This window comes from Bacteroides sp. 3_1_23 (assembly GCF_000162555.1).
Lineage (GTDB): Bacteria > Bacteroidota > Bacteroidia > Bacteroidales > Bacteroidaceae > Bacteroides > Bacteroides ovatus.
The window spans coordinates 1,385,467-1,402,734 of the sequence record NZ_GG774949.1; the positions used below are offsets into that span (position 1 = coordinate 1,385,467).

At 41.9% G+C, this 17,268-nt stretch carries 12 protein-coding genes; 9 read left to right on the forward strand and 3 right to left on the reverse strand.

Translation table 11 applies throughout. The features are described 5' to 3' along the window. The first annotated feature begins 56 nt into the window (after positions 1-56). The 5 genes from HMPREF9010_RS19135 to HMPREF9010_RS19115 all read left to right on the forward strand — a co-directional run bounded on the left by HMPREF9010_RS19135 (position 57) and on the right by HMPREF9010_RS19115 (position 10,440). Positions 57-4,487: a two-component regulator propeller domain-containing protein gene (locus tag HMPREF9010_RS19135; protein ID WP_008647491.1), complete on the forward strand. Its 4,431-nt coding sequence runs from the start codon at positions 57-59 to the stop codon at positions 4,485-4,487. Between the two features lie 58 nt (positions 4,488-4,545). Then, positions 4,546-6,228: a thrombospondin type 3 repeat-containing protein gene (locus tag HMPREF9010_RS19130; protein ID WP_008647493.1), complete on the forward strand. Its 1,683-nt coding sequence runs from the start codon at positions 4,546-4,548 to the stop codon at positions 6,226-6,228. 30 nt (positions 6,229-6,258) lie between these two features. Next, the gene (locus HMPREF9010_RS19125) at positions 6,259-9,378 is read left to right on the forward strand and encodes a DUF6298 domain-containing protein (RefSeq protein ID WP_008647494.1); all 3,120 of its coding nucleotides are present in this window, start codon (positions 6,259-6,261) and stop codon (positions 9,376-9,378) included. Positions 9,379-9,554: 176 nt separating this feature from the next. Then, positions 9,555-10,106 carry an RNA polymerase sigma factor gene (locus HMPREF9010_RS19120; protein ID WP_008647495.1) on the forward strand — a complete coding sequence of 184 codons (552 nt, stop codon included), beginning with the start codon at positions 9,555-9,557 and terminating at the stop codon, positions 10,104-10,106. Between the two features lie 82 nt (positions 10,107-10,188). Next, positions 10,189-10,440, forward strand: coding sequence for a hypothetical protein (locus HMPREF9010_RS19115; protein WP_004309749.1), 252 nt, complete (start codon positions 10,189-10,191; stop codon positions 10,438-10,440). A gap of 118 nt (positions 10,441-10,558) precedes the next feature. Here HMPREF9010_RS19115 and HMPREF9010_RS19110 read toward each other — a convergent pair whose 3' ends face one another. Further along, positions 10,559-11,812 carry an MFS transporter gene (locus HMPREF9010_RS19110; protein ID WP_008647497.1) on the reverse strand — a complete coding sequence of 418 codons (1,254 nt, stop codon included), beginning with the start codon at positions 11,810-11,812 and terminating at the stop codon, positions 10,559-10,561. Positions 11,813-11,889: 77 nt separating this feature from the next. Here HMPREF9010_RS19110 and HMPREF9010_RS19105 point away from each other — a divergent pair, with 77 nt between their 5' ends. The 3 genes from HMPREF9010_RS19105 to HMPREF9010_RS19095 are packed head-to-tail and all read left to right on the forward strand — an operon-like array spanning position 11,890 to position 13,884. Then, positions 11,890-12,657: a threonine/serine exporter family protein gene (locus HMPREF9010_RS19105; RefSeq protein ID WP_008647498.1), complete on the forward strand. Its 768-nt coding sequence runs from the start codon at positions 11,890-11,892 to the stop codon at positions 12,655-12,657. A 1-nt stretch (position 12,658) separates the two neighbouring features. After that, the gene (locus tag HMPREF9010_RS19100; RefSeq protein WP_004318282.1) at positions 12,659-13,144 is read left to right on the forward strand and encodes a threonine/serine exporter family protein; all 486 of its coding nucleotides are present in this window, start codon (positions 12,659-12,661) and stop codon (positions 13,142-13,144) included. A gap of 11 nt (positions 13,145-13,155) precedes the next feature. Beyond that, positions 13,156-13,884, forward strand: coding sequence for a DUF6064 family protein (locus tag HMPREF9010_RS19095; RefSeq protein ID WP_004296021.1), 729 nt, complete (start codon positions 13,156-13,158; stop codon positions 13,882-13,884). Positions 13,885-14,034: 150 nt separating this feature from the next. On the opposite strand, the gene HMPREF9010_RS19090 is transcribed toward HMPREF9010_RS19095, so the two are convergent. Together HMPREF9010_RS19090 and HMPREF9010_RS19085 are read right to left on the reverse strand one after the other, a co-directional pair. Beyond that, positions 14,035-14,844, reverse strand: a complete 810-nt coding sequence (locus HMPREF9010_RS19090) for an SDR family oxidoreductase (protein WP_008647499.1) — start codon at positions 14,842-14,844, stop codon at positions 14,035-14,037. Positions 14,845-14,881: 37 nt separating this feature from the next. Then, entirely contained in the window at positions 14,882-15,502 is a 621-nt protein-coding gene (locus HMPREF9010_RS19085) for an HAD family hydrolase (RefSeq protein WP_008647500.1), read from the reverse strand. A 253-nt stretch (positions 15,503-15,755) separates the two neighbouring features. On the opposite strand from HMPREF9010_RS19085, the gene HMPREF9010_RS19080 reads away from it, so the two are divergent. Further along, positions 15,756-16,871 (forward strand): hypothetical protein, encoded by a 1,116-nt coding sequence (locus tag HMPREF9010_RS19080; RefSeq protein ID WP_032852472.1) that lies wholly within the window; start codon positions 15,756-15,758, stop codon positions 16,869-16,871. Positions 16,872-17,268: the final 397 nt, after the last annotated feature.

Sequence of the window (17,268 nt, forward strand, 5' to 3'; positions counted from 1 at the left end):
ACTATTCAAAAAAAAAGACTATCTTTGAGTACGTTTAATTCCAATTATAGCCATCAATGAGAAAACGGAATATTCTAATACTATTACTATCCATGATAGGCATGTATGCTTTTGCCTATCCAAATATGATTGTAGAACACTACACGGCTGAACGTGGTTTGCCTAATAATATCGTAAACTGTACATTAAAAGGACAAGACGGATTTATCTGGTTTGGTACCTGGTATGGACTATGTAGCTTTGACGGAAGTAAATTCCGCTCCTACGATAATCATGACGGCTTTTATTCCACAGATATTCCGCCGCGTAAAATTCAGCGTATCGTAGAAGATAAGAATGGTTTTCTGTGGATTAAAACTATCGACCGTAAACTCTATCTGTTCGATAAACGGCATGAGAGCTTTCATGCCGTCTACGACGATGTGAAAGAATATTCCGAAAACATTCAGATTATCAAGATTCAGACGACCGAAGACGGCGACGTATTGTTGCTGACAAAAGATAAAAGCCTTTTGCGTGCGTACACCGACAAGGAAGGTAAAATAACGATGAAACAATTGCATGATTCGCGTCCTAACGTGAACGTGTACGACATGCGTCTGAAACACAACATATTCTGCGAAACAGCCGAATTTATCAATTGGATCGGTATGGATTATCAGATTCTGTCCCTACGGAAAGGGGAAGCGCTGAAAGACAAACCTGCCGACTTTATACAGAAAAAGGTATCTGCTAACCCGGATCAGTTTACTTGTGCCTCCTATAATTCTAAATTCTTATGGTTGGGAGACAAGAAAGGGCATATTTATAGCATTGATCCGCAAAACGGAGTTGTCAACCGTTACGAGATACCGGAAATTAAACAGCCGGTTTCTAATTTGCTGGTAACGGAATCCGGTCTGATGTACATTACCACTAACGAAGGAGCATACGAGTATAATATCGGCTACAAGCAGTTGACCAAGCTCCCCTTTACCATCCCCGAAAAGGACAATGGAATTATATTCTATGATAAATATGATAAGGTATGGTTTCAGGAGGGTAACCAGGCATTGACCTATTATGATCCCCTGAACAGGAGCCATCACCGCTTTACATTCCCCAATCAGAACGCAATCGGCAATTTTGAAATGCAGGATGCCGGCGAACAGGGCATGTTCTTTATGACTCCGGGAGGAGAAATTCTTCTATTCGACAGGGACAAACTGGAAATGACCCGTATCAACCAATTGAAGCCTTTCTCCGACGATCTTCCCAATCAGCTTTTCTTCCATCTTCTGCTGGATAAAGATGGTATCCTTTGGTTGGCATCTACAAGCAGCGGAGTATATAGGCTTAACTTCCCCAAGAAGCAATTCCAACTGCTGACAGAAGTTTCTCCATCTCCGGTAGTGCCCGAGAGATCAACTTCCTGGAATCAGGGAATACGTGCTCTCTTCCAGGCGCAAAATGGGGATATTTGGGTAGGAACCCGCTGGCAAGCTCTGTATCGCCTGGATCGTAACGGACAAGTGAAACAAATCTTCTCGGATAAGAACTATCTATTGGGAGCCGTATATCATATTATGGAAGACAAAGACGGTAATCTTTGGTTTTCCACCAAAGGAAACGGGCTTGTCAAAGCCGAACCGGACATGAATTCACCGCACGGGTTGCGTTTTACCCGTTATATCAATGACCCCAAGAATCCGAATTCTATCAGTAACAACGATGTGTACTTTACTTATCAGGACAGCCAGGGGCGCATTTGGGTAGGATTACTGGGAGGAGGTCTGAATCTAATTTCCGAAGAGAACGGAGCAATTACCTTTATCCATAAATACAATGGCTTGAAACAATATCCTGCATACGGTCTTTATATGGAGGTACGTACCATGACGGAAGATGAAGACGGACGTATTTGGGTAGGAACAATGGATGGCCTGATGTCTTTCGACGGACATTTCACTACTCCCGAACAAATCCAGTTTGAAACGTACCGCCAGGTAAGCGAAAATTCAAACGTAGCGGATAACGATATTTATGTACTCTACAAAGATACTGATTCGCAAATCTGGGTAAGTGTATTCGGAGGCGGTTTGAATAAATTAGTCCGCTATGATAAAGAAAAGCGTGAACCGATCTTCAAATCATACGGCATACGCGAAGGAATGAATAATGATGTAGTCAAATCCATCGTAGAAGATAAAAACGGCAACTTGTGGTTTACAACGGAAATTGGCTTGTCCTGCTTCAATAAGGCTACCGAACAGTTTCGTAACTACGACAAATACGACGGTTTCCTGAACGTAGAGCTGGAAGAGGGTAGTGCCCTCCGTACCTTGAATGGAGACTTGTGGATTGGTACCCGGCAGGGAATCCTGACATTCTCTCCCGACAAACTGGAAACATTGCATACGAACTACGATACACGTATTGTTGACTTTAAAGTTTCCAACCGCGATCTGCGTAGTTTCCGCGAATGTCCGATCCTGAAAGAATCCATCACATACGCCAAAGCAATCGAACTGAACTACAATCAATCCATGTTCACGATTGAATTTGCTGCATTGAATTTCTATAATCAAAACCGGGTATCTTATCGATATATACTTGAAGGATATGAAAAAGAATGGCATTATAACGGAAAGAACCGTATCGCTTCTTATACCAACGTACCTCCCGGAGACTATACATTCCGTGTAGAAACCGTAGATGAAGCCAATCCGGAGCTGGTTTCCAACTGTACATTGGCTATTACTATCCTTCCACCGTGGTGGTTGAGCTGGTGGGCAACCCTTATTTATGTAATTCTAGGTTTGGCAGCTCTCTATTTCAGCCTGCGCCTGGCTTTCTTCATGCTCAAAATGAAGAATGATATTTATATCGAGCAAAAGGTATCGGAGATGAAAATCAAGTTCTTTACCAATATCTCCCATGAATTGCGCACTCCTTTGACATTGATAAAAGGCCCGATACAGGAACTAAGAGAACGCGAAAAGCTCTCTCCGAAAGGATTGCAATATGTGGATCTGATGGAGAAGAACACCAATCAAATGCTGCAATTAGTGAATCAGATCCTTGATTTCCGGAAGATTCAGAACGGCAAGATGCGTTTGCATGTGTCATTAATTGATTTTAATGAGATGATAGCTTCTTTCCAGAAAGAATTCCGGGTACTTTCCGAAGAAAACGAAATCAGTTTTACTTTCCAGTTGCCGGATGAACCGATTATGGTATGGGCGGACAAGGAAAAAATGAGCATTGTTATCCGCAACATCATATCCAACGCATTCAAATTCACTCATTCCGGAGGAAGTATTTATATAACTACCGGATTGACAGACGACGGTAAACGTTGTTATGTACGGGTGGAAGATAACGGAGTAGGTATTCCACAAAATAAACTGACCGAGATTTTCGAACGCTTCTCGCAAGGAGAGAACGCGAAAAACTCCTATTATCAGGGCACGGGTATCGGATTGGCACTTTCAAAAGAGATCGTCAATCTGCATCATGGACAGATTCGTGCCGAAAGTCCCGAAGGACAAGGGGCGGTGTTTATTGTGGAACTTCTGATGGATAAGGAACATTACCGTCCGTCGGAAGTAGACTTCTATGTGGGAGATACAGAGACAGCCCCTGTTTCGGTAGAACAAGATCCTGTTGCAAATGCCATATCCGAAGACGGTACGGAAGAAGAACCGGAAATCGACGCTTCATTACCGACCCTTCTGTTGGTGGAAGATAACAAAGACCTTTGCCAGTTGATAAAGCTCCAGTTGGAAGACAAATTCAATATCCATATTGCCAATAACGGAGTGGAAGGTTTGAAGAAAGTACATCTGTATCATCCGGATATTGTAGTGACCGATCAGATGATGCCCGAAATGGATGGGCTTGAAATGTTGCAATCCATCCGCAAAGATTTCCAGATCAGTCATATCCCTGTCATTATCCTGACTGCGAAGAATGATGAAGGCGCCAAGACCAAAGCGATTACTTTAGGGGCGAACGCCTACATTACCAAACCTTTCAGTAAGGAATATCTGTTGGCACGTATCGACCAGTTGCTTGCCGAACGAAAACTGTTCCGTGAACGAATCCGTCAGCAAATGGAAAACCAGACAACAACCGAAGAAGACAGCTACGAACAATTTTTGGTAAAGAAAGACGTACAGTTCCTCGAAAAGATACATCAGGTCATTGAAGAAAATATGGACGACAGTGACTTTAACATTGACACCATAGCATCCGGTATCGGATTGAGCCGTTCGGCATTCTTTAAGAAACTGAAGAGTCTTACCGGCCTGGCACCCGTTGACCTGGTAAAAGAGATTCGTTTGAATAAATCTATCGAGCTGATTAAAAATACGGATTTAAGTGTTTCCGAAATTGCTTTTGCTGTCGGATTCAAGGATTCGGGATATTATAGCAAGTGTTTCCGGAAAAAATATAATCAGTCCCCTCGCGAATATATGAATGAATGGCGGAAAGGAGAGAGATAACCGATTACAAAATGCTTTCTTAATCGTCCTTTTAGAAACCTAATTAAGATTCGAAAGAATGAACAACATTAAGAAAGTATTATCAGCGTGGATGCTGGTTGCCTGTGTACTACCTGTGGCAGCCCAGTATCCTGTAATTCCGGACTCGGTAAAAGCAAGAGGAGCAAAACAAGAAGCGGAGTTTGAACGGAAATCGGATGCGGCATGGGAAAAAGCTTTGCCGACAGTGTTAGAAGAAGCAAAGAAAGGTCGTCCCTATAAGCCTTGGGCCTCCAAACCCGAAGATTTGATAAAAAGTAATATCCCGGCTTTCCCCGGCGCGGAAGGCGGAGGTATGTATACTCCCGGTGGTCGTGGAGGGAAAGTGATCGTAGTTACTTCGCTGGAAGATTCCGGTCCCGGAACATTACGCGAAGCCTGCGAAACGGGAGGTGCACGTATTATTGTATTCAATGTAGCGGGAGTGATTCGTTTGAAAAGCCCGATTAGCGTACGTGCCCCTTATGTAACGATTGCCGGACAAACAGCTCCCGGAGATGGTATTTGCGTCACCGGACAATCTTTCCTGATCGATACACACGATGTCGTGATTCGTCACATGCGCTTCCGCCGCGGTGCGCAGGACGTAGCTTTCCGTGACGATGCAGTAGGAGGGAATGCGGTTGGAAATATTATGGTAGACCATTGCTCCGCCAGTTGGGGATTGGATGAAAATATGTCTATCTACCGTCATGTATACAACAGAGGGGCAGACGGACACGGGCTGAAACTTCCGACGGTAAACATTACCATTCAGAATTCTATTTTCTCTGAAGCATTGGATACCTACAATCATGCTTTCGGTGCAACCATCGGTGGGCATAACAGTATGTTCTGCCGTAATCTCTTTGCTTCCAACATCAGCCGGAATAGTTCGGTAGGTATGGACGGCGATTTTAACTTCGTCAATAATGTTGTTTTCAACTGGTGGAACCGTTCCGTAGACGGAGGCGATCACAACAGTTTCTACAATATGATAAACAACTACTTCAAACCCGGTCCGATCACTCCGATAGGTAAACCGATTTCTTATCGTATTCTCAAACCGGAAGCAGGACGTGACAAAAATAGACCGCTTTCATTCGGAAAAGCATACGTAAATGGAAATATTATCCATGGCAATGCCAAAGTTACAAAAGATAACTGGGACGGAGGCGTACAACTTAAAGAAGAGGTGGACGCCGCAAAGTTTCTGCCGCTAATTAAATCGGACGAGGCTTTCAAAATGCCACCGGTAACTGTAATGGATACCAAAAAAGCTTATACCTTTGTATTAGATAATGTAGGAGCTAATTTTCCGAAACGCGACGCAGTAGATGCACGTGTCATTAAGACCGTACAAACAGGAAAGGCCATTTATGCGAAAGATGCACCGGAGTTTGTCTCTCCTTACGTGAAGAGACGGTTACCGGCTGATTCTTACAAGCAAGGTATCATCACAGATATTCGTCAGGTAGGCGGACTGCCCGAATATAAAGGTGAAGCGGTAGTAGACTCGGACGGCGACGGTATGCCGGATGCCTGGGAAACGGCCAACGGATTGAATCCGAACGACCCGGCTGACGCCAACATGGACTGCAACGGTGACGGATATACCAATATTGAAAAATACATCAATGGTATAGACACCAGAAAGAAAGTGGATTGGACAGACTTGAAGAACAATTACGATACATTGTCTAAACGGAAAAGTCTGTTGTAACCGGATGAAAAGATGATAAAGTTTATTGTAATGAATATACAAGTAAGAACGATCCTTTTAGGATTATTGAGCATTGGGTTTGTGCAAAGTTATGCGCAAACCTTTGCTTTACAGGTTAAGAATGACCAGATCACTTACCTGAATGATGATCGGGGAAACCGGATTCTCGATTTCTCTACATGCGGATATAAATCCTCCGAACAGGATATTCCTTCTGTCCGCAATGTGGTGTTTGTACCCTGGAAAGCCGGAGATAATACTGCACGTATTCAACGTGCCATTGATTATGTAGCTTCGCTGACTCCTGACGCTTCTGGTTTTCGGGGAGCCGTATTACTCGATCAGGGAGAATTTTCCCTGTCCGGCAGTATTCGTATCTCCGCATCCGGAATTGTATTGCGGGGTACGGATAAAGAAAAAACAATACTGCTGAAAAAGGGCGTAGACAGAGGTGCGCTTATCTATATGGAAGGAGTGGACGACCTGAATGTACAAGACACATTGAAGGTGCTTTCCCACTATGTTCCGGTAAACGCGAGAACATTGGAAGTCGCTTCGGGTGTTTCTCTGAAAAAAGGAGACCGTGTCATGGTTACCCGTCCTTCCGGCAAAGAATGGATTGCCTCTTTGGGTTGTGATATCTTTGGAGGAGGTATCAGCGCTTTGGGATGGAAAGAAGGTGACATGGATCTGACTTGGGACAGAACAGTCTGCGAAGTAAACGGCAACCAGATAACACTGGATACTCCGCTGACCGTAGCTTTGGATGCTAACTATGGAACTTCTTCCCTGTTGACTTATCAATGGAACGGACGTATTCACGATTGTGGCGTAGAAAATATGACACTGATTTCTGATTACGACAAACGTTATCCTAAAGACGAGGATCATTGCTGGACAGGTATTTCCATTGAAGATGCGGAAAACTGTTGGGTGAGACTGGTTAATTTCAAGCATTTTGCAGGAAGTGCTGTAATTGTTCAGCGTACAGGTTCCAAAATTACCGTTGAAGACTGTATCTCGAAAGAACCCGTTTCAGAAATCGGAGGGATGCGTCGTTGCACTTTCCATACGCTGGGACAACAAACTTTATTTCAACGCTGCTATTCGGAACAGGGTATTCATGACTTTGCTGCCGGATATTGTGCAGCCGGTCCCAATGCTTTTGTACAATGTGATTCGTATGAATCTTTGGGATTCAGCGGTTCTATTGATGCCTGGGCGTGCGGACTGTTGTTTGACGTAGTAAATATCGACGGTCATAACCTGACTTTCAAGAATTTGGGACAAGATAAAAACGGAGCCGGTTGGAATACGGCAAACAGCTTGTTTTGGCAATGTACCGCAGCGGAAATCGAATGTTATGCCCCGGCAAAAGATGCGATGAACCGTGCATACGGTTGTTGGGCACAATTCTCCGGTGACGGTGAATGGGCACAGTCCAACAATCATGTACAACCTCGCAGTATTTTTTATGCTCAATTGGAAGAACGGTTGAACAAAGAATGTGCAGAACGTGCACGTATTCTGCCCAGAAATACAAGTGCAACCAGTAGTCCTACAGTGGAAGTAGCTATGGAACTCGCTAAAGAAGCATATAATCCACGGTTGACGTTGGAACATTGGATCGGCGATAACAAGTTTGCTCCTTCGGTGGCATCAGCCGGAGTAAAATCAATCGATGATATTAAAGAGAAAAAGAGCGCTGCACTTGCAAATTCTTCTTCTACTGCTGCTAAATTATTAACCCAACCGGAAGTAACTGTAACCAATGGACGTATTCAGATGAACGGTGCTCTATTGGTTGGAGGCAGTCATACCACCCCTTGGTGGAACGGAAAGCTCAAAACCAATTATCTGAAAAAGGCAAGTCCGGCCATCACCCGCTTTGTGCCGGGACGCGAGGGATTGGGATTAACCGACCGCATTGATTCTGTAGTCGACTTTATGAAACAGAAAAACATTCTTGTTTTCGATCAGAATTACGGTCTTTGGTACGATCGTCGCCGGGATGACCACGAACGGGTTCGCCGTCGGGATGGTGATGTATGGGGACCTTTCTATGAACAGCCATTCGGTCGTAGCGGTCAGGGAACAGCATGGGAAGGATTGAGCAAATATGATTTGAAACGCCCTAATGCATGGTACTGGAGCCGCTTAAAAGAATTTGCAGAAAAAGGAAATAAGGACGGACTGCTGTTGTTCCATGAAAACTATTTCCAGCACAATATATTGGAAGCCGGTGCGCATTGGGTAGATTCTCCATGGAGAAGCAGCAATAACATCAATCAGACCGGATTTCCTGAACCTGCTCCATTTGCCGGAGACAAACGAATCTTTGTGGCGGATATGTTCTATGATATCAGTCATCCTGTTCGTCGTGAATTGCACAGACAATATATCCGTCAGTGCCTGAATAACTTCGCAGACAATTCGAATGTTATTCAGTTGACAAGCGCCGAATTTACAGGCCCGTTGCACTTCGTACAATTTTGGTTGGACGTGATAGCTGAATGGGAAACTGAAACCGGGAAGAAAGCAAAAGTGGCATTGAGTACAACGAAAGACGTACAGGATGCAATCCTTGCAGATCCTAAACGCGCTGCCGTAGTAGATATTATTGATATCCGGTATTGGCATTATAAGACGGATGGAATCTTTGCGCCGGAAGGTGGAAAAAATATGGCACCACGTCAGCACATGCGGAAGATGAAAGTGGGAAAGGTAACTTTCACAGAAGCATATAAAGCTGTCAATGAGTATCGTCAGAAATTTCCTCAAAAGGCAGTGACATTCTACGCACAGAATTATCCGGCTATGGGATGGGCTGTATTCATGGCAGGAGGTTCATGTCCTGTAATTCCGTGCACAGATAAAGCGTTCCTGAAGGATGCAGCAGCCATGGAAGTGGAAGAAACAAATACGGATGAGTACAAGAAAATGGTAAAATCTGATATTGGAAGTATCATTTATTCCAAGTCCGAAACAGAAATTCCTGTTCAATTATCGTCCGGAAAGTATGTATTAAAGTACATTCATCCTGTTTCCGGAAAGATTGAAACGATAAATAAATCACTGAAAATAAATGGCTTATACAATCTAAAGGTGCCAGATAAGAAAGAAGGCATTTATTGGTTCCATAAGTTATAAAGCAGAGAATCCCGTTGAAGACCATTCAGCGGGATTTTTGCTTTTTATTGGTAATTTCTAGTAAAAGAGTGTTATAAAACATGATACTTGTTTTTTCAATCCACAAACCAGATTTTACCCAAAGTTGCGGTCGATACTGCTTAGTTTTGCAACATCAAATCAATCGAATTAATGCTATGATGGAACAGACTAATCATTCAACCGACACTTTACTCGCTTCTTTTCAAGCGGGAAACATGGCAGCTTTTTCACAGCTGTATAACTTGCACATCAATGTCCTTTTTAATTACGGATTGAAGTTGACCATTGATAAAGAGTTACTGAAAGATTGTATTCATGACATCTTCGTGAAACTCTATACAAAGAAAGATGAATTAGGAACAATCGATAATTTGAGATCTTATTTATTCATCTCCTTAAAGAATAAGTTGTGTGATGAACTTCGCAGACGTATGTATATGTCTGATACAGCAATAGAAGAAGTTAGCATATCCACTCCTACAGATGTAGAAGATGATTATATGGAAGAAGAGCAACGCAAGAATGAATTTTCATTGGTTAGACGTCTGCTGGATCAATTATCTCCCCGCCAACGCGAAGCGCTTACATTATATTATATAGAAGAAAAGAAATACGAGGATATCTGCGAGATTATGAATATGAATTATCAGTCTGTACGCAACTTGATGCATCGCGGATTGACAAAGTTGCGTAGTCTGGCAAGTTAATTTTAGTAAAAAGGTAAATGGGTTGAGTACATAGACAGGATAACGCCGTCCTACTTATGTAAACGCTTAAAAAGGATGCGATATGTGCTCAAAGGTAATGGATTTTTTGACGGATGATGATTTTATCAACTATGTGCTGGGGGTAACTCCGCAATCAGCTTCCCAATGGGAAACTTATTTCAGAGAGCACCCGGAAGAGATGGCAGATGCAGAAGAAGCTAAAGCTGTATTATTGGCTCCGGCAAATGTAGACTGTGGCTTCTCAATAGTTGAAAATAACGAATTGAAAGATAGGATTATTAGTAGTATAAAAGATTTTTCGGGTATTTTGTAGATAGGTTAGTATAGTTAAGATAAAGTAGTTAGGTTAGTTAAGGCATTAAAAGATTGACGCGGCCTTTCACAGGAGGTTTAATTTTAAACACTGTGAAAGGCTGCGTTTTTTATTTGTTCTATTCAGGTTTATCGCCGGATTCCTGAATATCGAAAGCACTACTGAAACTGACTATTAATACGATACATCCACCCAATATACCGATAATCATATAAGCGATACGGATATCGAACGCCTGCGAGATGGCACCGATAAGCAGGGGAGCAATCAACGAACCTATAAAACTGATACTTGACAGAATGGTAAGTGCAATACTGACCGGTGTTTTTGATTTGGCTCCCACGAAGCTGTACAAAGTAGGCACAATGCAGGATATTCCCAAGCCGACCAGCATGAAACCTAAAGAATTGATGATTACTTTCATGGCCATAGATTCGAAAACTCCTCCTAACAGGGCAGAAACAAAAAAGCCGATACAGATAAAGCTGCCCGCCAGTTGCAGGATTTTCTTCTTTCCCCAAAGCTGATAAGCGTAGTTAGTCAGGAAACGGCCCGTTGCCATCATAATCATAAATACAAGAAAACCGATTTGCAATGATTTAGGTACGTGAACCACTGATTCGAAATAAACCGCACTCCAGTCGAACATCGCGCTTTCTACAATCAGCGCGAACAGTCCGACAAGTCCTAACTGCAAAAGCAACATTTCCGGTTTTTGAAATAACAGGCGAAAACCATTGGGAGCTTTGGCTGTATTTCTTTCCTGCGTCTTTGTATCAGAAACTTCCGCTTCCTGCGGTGCGCTCTCCTGCAAATATTTCCGCCCGGAAAGTGCAATTATAAGGATGATTATAAATATCAGTGTGTAATGCCAAATAGGGGAGACTCCTGCCAAAATCATTACGAAGCCGATAAGTGCTCCTGCACATGCCCCCAGACTCCATCCTCCATGAAAAGTGGCCATAATGGTTTTACCATACAAACGTTCCACTTCAATGCCTTGTGTATTGAATGATATATCACATAAATTCCAGAACACCCCGAAGCAAAAGAGCAGAAAGCCTAAAAGATAGACCTCATGAGCCAGTCCGACACAAAGCAGGGATGAAGCGTATCCCAGGATACTGACCTGTACCATACTCCGGCTTCCTAACTTCGAAACAAGATAGCCAGCCAAGGGGATCGCGACAAATTTTCCGACAGGGATCATAAATAAAATCAGTCCCCAGTAGAAAGCATAATTTGCAGCAAAAACGTCTTTAAAATCAGGGATTCGGCTGGCCCAACTTGCCATACAAAGTCCTTGGGCAAAGAAAAAAGTCAATATGGCAAAACGTATTCTCTCTTTTGGATGCGTAAATTGGTTATTCATGCATTTTTTATTTTTAATCGCGGCAAAGGTATCTATTTTTTTTGTACTTTTGCGCCCGATTTAAAAATATCATATTCATGAAGACAGGCGAATCTTTATTATCCATAGGTAAATTTATTGCAGAATATTCAGCCCATTTAATGGGGGCCGGAGTACACACCTCGCGGGTGGTACGCAACACAAAGCGTATTGGAGAGGCTTTCGGATTAGATGTCAAATTAAGCGTATTTCATAGAAACATCATTCTGACTATTATAGACAAAGAAACAAACGAGGCTTGTAACGAGGTTATAGACATTCCTGCACACCCGATCAGTTTTGAACATAATTCAGAGTTAAGCGCATTGAGCTGGGAAGCAGTAGACAATCATTTGTCATTGGAAGAATTGAAAGACAAATACAAGAAGATTATTTCTGCTCCGCGGATACACTCTCTTTTCGTATTATTATTAGTAGGATTTGCCAATGCCTCTTTCTGTAATTTATTCGGCGGTGATTTAATTTCGATGGGAATTGTGTTCTCGGCTACCATTACAGGATTCTACCTGAAACAACAAATGCAGGCGAAAAAGATCAATCATTATGTTGTATTTATAGTCTCGGCTTTTGTTGCTTCCCTGTGTGCTTCCACCGCGCTGATTTTCGACACAACTTCGGAGATTGCCATGGCAACCAGCGTGCTTTATCTTGTGCCTGGGGTGCCTTTGATTAATGGCGTGATTGATGTAGTAGAGGGATATGTATTAACAGGATTTGCCCGTCTGACAGAGGCTTCTTTGTTGATTGTCAGCATCGCTATCGGACTTTCCTTCACATTATTAATGGTAAAAAATAGTTTAATTTGATATGATAGCACTTGACATTCTTACGGATGGATTTTTTGCAGCAGTAGCAGGTATAGGATTTGGTGCAATTTCCGATCCTCCTTTGCGTGCATTCAAAATGATTGCCATACTGGCAGCACTGGGACACGCCTGTCGTTTTTGTTTGATGACCTATTTAGGCGTGGATATTGCCACAGGTTCGTTGTTTGCCGGATTAGTCATCGGCTTCGGCAGTTTGTGGTTAGGGAAAAAAGTATATTGCCCGATGACAGTATTGTACATTCCGGCATTACTTCCCATGATTCCGGGAAAGTTTGCATACAACATGGTATTTTCACTTATCATGTGTCTGCAAAATGTAAATGATCCGGACAAGCTGGACAAGTTTATGTCGATGTTCTTCTCTAATACTCTGATAGCAAGCACAGTGATTTTCATGTTGGCGGTAGGAGCTACGTTCCCGATGTTCCTGTTCCCACATAGAGCCTTTTCATTAACAAGACATTAAAACGAACTTTTATGGAGATTTTTTGGAGAACAATTGCATATTATAATTCAGCTACCTGGCTTTTACAGATAGTTATCATTCTGATTGGTATTGCATTGACCGGATTGCTTATCGGCCGACCACGTCCGTGGGTGAAAATGGCGATGAAGTTCTATATGATAGGTCTGTATACGTGGATTTCTCTGGTCTACTATTATATCTACTGTGAAGAGCGTAGTTATAATGGAGTAATGGCTATGTTTTGGGGTGTGATGGCTATCATTTGGATATGGGATGCGATTACGGGATATACTACCTTCGAACGTACCCACAAATATGATTTGCTGTCTTATGTCCTGTTGGCAATGCCTTTTATATACCCTTTGGTTTCATTGGCACGCGGTCTCTCATTCCCGGAAATGACTTCTCCGGTCATGCCTTGTTCAGTAGTTGTGTTTACCATCGGATTATTACTGCTGTTTGCACAAAAGGTCAATATGTTTTTGGTATTGTTCCTTTGCCATTGGTCACTGATCGGATTATCCAAAACTTATTTCTTTCAGATTCCGGAAGATTTCTTGTTGGCAAGTGCCACAATCCCCGGCCTGTATCTTTTCTTTAGGGAGTATTTCCTGAACAATCTGCATGCCGACACCAAGCCGAAAGCAAAATATATCAATTGGCTGTTGATAAGCGTTTGCGTCGGACTGGCCGTGTTGCTGACTACTACTATGTTTTTGGAATTGGTTCCGAAAGGTTAATCCGGAAACATAGAAGATATTCAAATCAAAAAAAGAGGCCGTTCAAAAAAGCCTTGATCTTATAAAATCGTCCTTACTACGATAGACTGTAGTAAGGACGATTTTTCTTTTAGGAACTTTGGGAACAGTTTCTTTTATATATCGTATCGTTTACTTAATTGCGTAGAATATCCGTAAGGCACACTGCATCACTGCATCAGGCAACCATTTTTTACTCTTCGCAAACAATACCTGTATCCATGGACCTACTTTCGTCCGAAAAGGAGGATTGGTACGTTCCACTATCTTACAGATGGCAGCACCCAACTTCCGCGGATGGCATCCATTACGTTCTTCCTTTTCTATAATCTCTAATGATTTCAGAAAACTTTCTCCGTAATCGGCATCCAGTCTTGTCTGTTCGGAGATATTCCGGTTATCAGTAAATCCGGTGTTGAAATCTCCCGGTTCTACTACACAAACCTTTATATGGAACGGATAAACCTCTAAAGCCAATGCTTCGCTATATCCCTCCACTGCAAATTTCGAAGCAGAATAAAATCCCTGATAGGGGATTCCCATTACACCACCGATAGAGCTGATATTGATAATCTTGCCCTTTCGCGCCTTTCTCATAGATGGCAAAACAGCTTTACACATATTCACTACACCGAAGAAGTTTGTATTCATTTGTATATTCACTTCTTCTTCAGTGGCAAGTTCCAATGCGCCGCCGATACCTATTCCGGCATTATTAATCAATACGTCAATCCGTCCTTGCTCCAATAGAATCCGCTCTACGGCCTGACAAACGGAAAAGGAATTGGTAACATCGACAACAAGCATTTTTACATGATTCATGTCTTCGGAAGGTTTCCGGCTTGTTCCATAAACGATGTGTCCTCGTTCCGATAACATTTGAGCGGTAATCTTGCCGAATCCAGAGGATGCTCCGGTGATAAGTATGACTTGTGGTTGCATATTTTTTATTTGCGATATGGTACTAACTGCTCAATTATCATTTCTGCAAGATAGCAGTCATTTCTTCCCGCCAATCCGCACCATTCTTCGGTTGGAACGTTTCAAATCCGAGTTCTTTACCGATTTGGATATTCGAAGCACCGTCATCTACAAATAAAGTTTCGGAAGGAATGATATTACAATCATTCACCATATAATCGAATATTTCGGGTGCAGGTTTCGTGTGACCGACCTGATAAGACAAATATAGTTTGTCACAATAATCATTCAACGGCTTTTTCTTCGATGAGAAATCGGGGCTGCATGCCCACGACATAACAAAAGGATTGGTATTACTTAAAATATACACATGATAGGACTTTCTCAATTCCAATATATAATCGAGTTTATTTAGATTCACTTCATTGAAGAAGCCCAGCCATGCCTGTTTGGTTTCCTCCATCGTCAATGGACGGCCACATAAATCCCCCAGTTGTTTCCGAAACTCATCCGCGCTTAGCTTTCCTTCTTCCAGTTCTTGAAAGATGCCGGTCTGGTGATATTTATCCAGCCGGGTATCAGCATCTGCCAGTCCCAGTTTGATAAATGCCTGAACCGCTTTGTCACGATCAATATCTACAATCACTCCTCCAAAATCAAATACAATGTTTTTAATCATGATATATAATTTTCTTGTTTGCTACAAAGATACGGCTTATCTTCTTAATTAATAGCCCGCATCGGCTTGATATTTGTCAAAAAAACATAGTGACGCTATCCTGTCAGGATAGTGACGCCATTTAGCAAGGATAGTGTCACTATAAGAACAGGATAGCGTCACTATATTTTGTGTAACTTATAGAAGCATAAATGCCGATTATTTTTTATATTTGCAAATCCAATCAATCCTTTGCAAAGACAAAAATAGAGTTATGAATAATCTTCGAATTTTATTGTATATGATGCTCCTTTCACTAGCTGCCTGTCATCCGGAAGGGACGAGCGTGAAGCAAGGGCTGGACAAGGCTGCGCAACTGATGGAGCAGGACCCTGATACAGCATCCATTATTCTTGAGACTATTCAGTCAAGCCAAATGAATGAGGCTCAACTGGCAGAGTATAATTTATTGTGTACCCAGCTCAACGAGGATAAAAACATTCCTCATTCCTCTGATAAGCAGATTAAGCAGGCGGCATCTTATTATGAGAAGAATGGCGATGAATATCAAAAATCAAAAGCATATTATTATCTTGCCTGTGTAGAAAGTGATTTGGAACAGAAAAAGGAGGCTGAAATTCACTTCATGGAAGCCATCAGGCTCGCAAAAGAAACAGAGGAATACGATTATCTGGCAAAAATCTGCAAACGATGTAGTCTTTATTATCAGAAATACGGTAACTTTGATGAAGCACTGGAAATGGAGAGAAAGGCATACGCCAGTCAGTTGATGTTGAATGACGGTAAAAGCGATTCTTCAGTAATTCTTTCTTCTGCTTTAGGAATGTTTGGTGTGATGTCTTTGTTACTTGGGCTACTCTGGAAGAAAAATCGGCACGCACTTTCCCAATTGGATCTTTTCAAAGAAGAAATACTGAAAAAAGATGTCGAGTCGGATAAGCTGATTTTGCAATGTAACCATCTCGAAGAGAAGTATCAGTCTCTTCAACTACATATCTATGAAAGTTCCCCCGTTGTCTCAAAAGTACGACAGTTTAAAGAACGGAATGTTTTGTCTTCTAAAATCCCTTTTTTCTCCGAGAAAGACTGGACAGAGTTACTGCGACTTCAGGAAAACGTCTATGGACTTGTATCTAAATTGAAAGAAATAGGTCCGAAGCTCACAGAAGAGGATTTAAGGGTATGTGCTTTTCTGCGGGAGGGAGTCCAACCTGCTTGCTTTGCTGATTTAATGAAACTGACTACAGAGACGCTGACCCGGAGAATCTCCAGAATAAAAACGGAGAAACTGATGTTGGCAAATTCTAAAGAGTCACTGGAAGATATTGTGAAATCATTGGGGGATCTTTCATTTTGTGCAAGAAATTAATTATTATCTGGTAATGATTCATTATCTCCTTACTACATTTAAGGCTTTTCGTTGCAGAGATTAATGGTTTTTGGTACAGAAATTAGTAATCTTTTATGCAGTCGGGTAGTTGTCCCGTTATAACGGGACGATGGGCATCCTATAGGGTGACAAATGTCACTTTATAAGGTGATATTTGTCATTCTGTAATATGACAGGGCAGACGCATTATATTTTTTACTATATTCTCCTTTGTTATTTCTTTGCTATACTACTGATTATTAATACACTATCATTTGTTTATATCGATTGTTTTTCTTATCTTTATAAGATATATTAAAACATAAACTAACATGAAAATTGGCATAAATTAGTACCTTTCGTTAAACAAAATAAGAAGAATCCTAGGATGAACCGC

What these genes read in the sequence shown, in the direction of transcription:
- HMPREF9010_RS19115 (WP_004309749.1), top strand. Translation starts at nt 10,189, where the DNA reads ATGTGCTCAAAGGTAATGGATTTTTTGACGGATGATGATTTTATCAAC.
- HMPREF9010_RS19080 (WP_032852472.1), top strand. Translation starts at nt 15,756, where the DNA reads ATGAATAATCTTCGAATTTTATTGTATATGATGCTCCTTTCACTAGCT.
- HMPREF9010_RS19085 (WP_008647500.1), bottom strand. Translation starts at nt 15,502, where the DNA reads ATGATTAAAAACATTGTATTTGATTTTGGAGGAGTGATTGTAGATATT.
- HMPREF9010_RS19120 (WP_008647495.1), top strand. Translation starts at nt 9,555, where the DNA reads ATGATGGAACAGACTAATCATTCAACCGACACTTTACTCGCTTCTTTT.
- HMPREF9010_RS19135 (WP_008647491.1), top strand. Translation starts at nt 57, where the DNA reads ATGAGAAAACGGAATATTCTAATACTATTACTATCCATGATAGGCATG.
- HMPREF9010_RS19100 (WP_004318282.1), top strand. Translation starts at nt 12,659, where the DNA reads ATGATAGCACTTGACATTCTTACGGATGGATTTTTTGCAGCAGTAGCA.
- HMPREF9010_RS19105 (WP_008647498.1), top strand. Translation starts at nt 11,890, where the DNA reads ATGAAGACAGGCGAATCTTTATTATCCATAGGTAAATTTATTGCAGAA.
- HMPREF9010_RS19110 (WP_008647497.1), bottom strand. Translation starts at nt 11,812, where the DNA reads ATGAATAACCAATTTACGCATCCAAAAGAGAGAATACGTTTTGCCATA.
- HMPREF9010_RS19095 (WP_004296021.1), top strand. Translation starts at nt 13,156, where the DNA reads ATGGAGATTTTTTGGAGAACAATTGCATATTATAATTCAGCTACCTGG.
- HMPREF9010_RS19090 (WP_008647499.1), bottom strand. Translation starts at nt 14,844, where the DNA reads ATGCAACCACAAGTCATACTTATCACCGGAGCATCCTCTGGATTCGGC.
- HMPREF9010_RS19125 (WP_008647494.1), top strand. Translation starts at nt 6,259, where the DNA reads ATGAATATACAAGTAAGAACGATCCTTTTAGGATTATTGAGCATTGGG.
- HMPREF9010_RS19130 (WP_008647493.1), top strand. Translation starts at nt 4,546, where the DNA reads ATGAACAACATTAAGAAAGTATTATCAGCGTGGATGCTGGTTGCCTGT.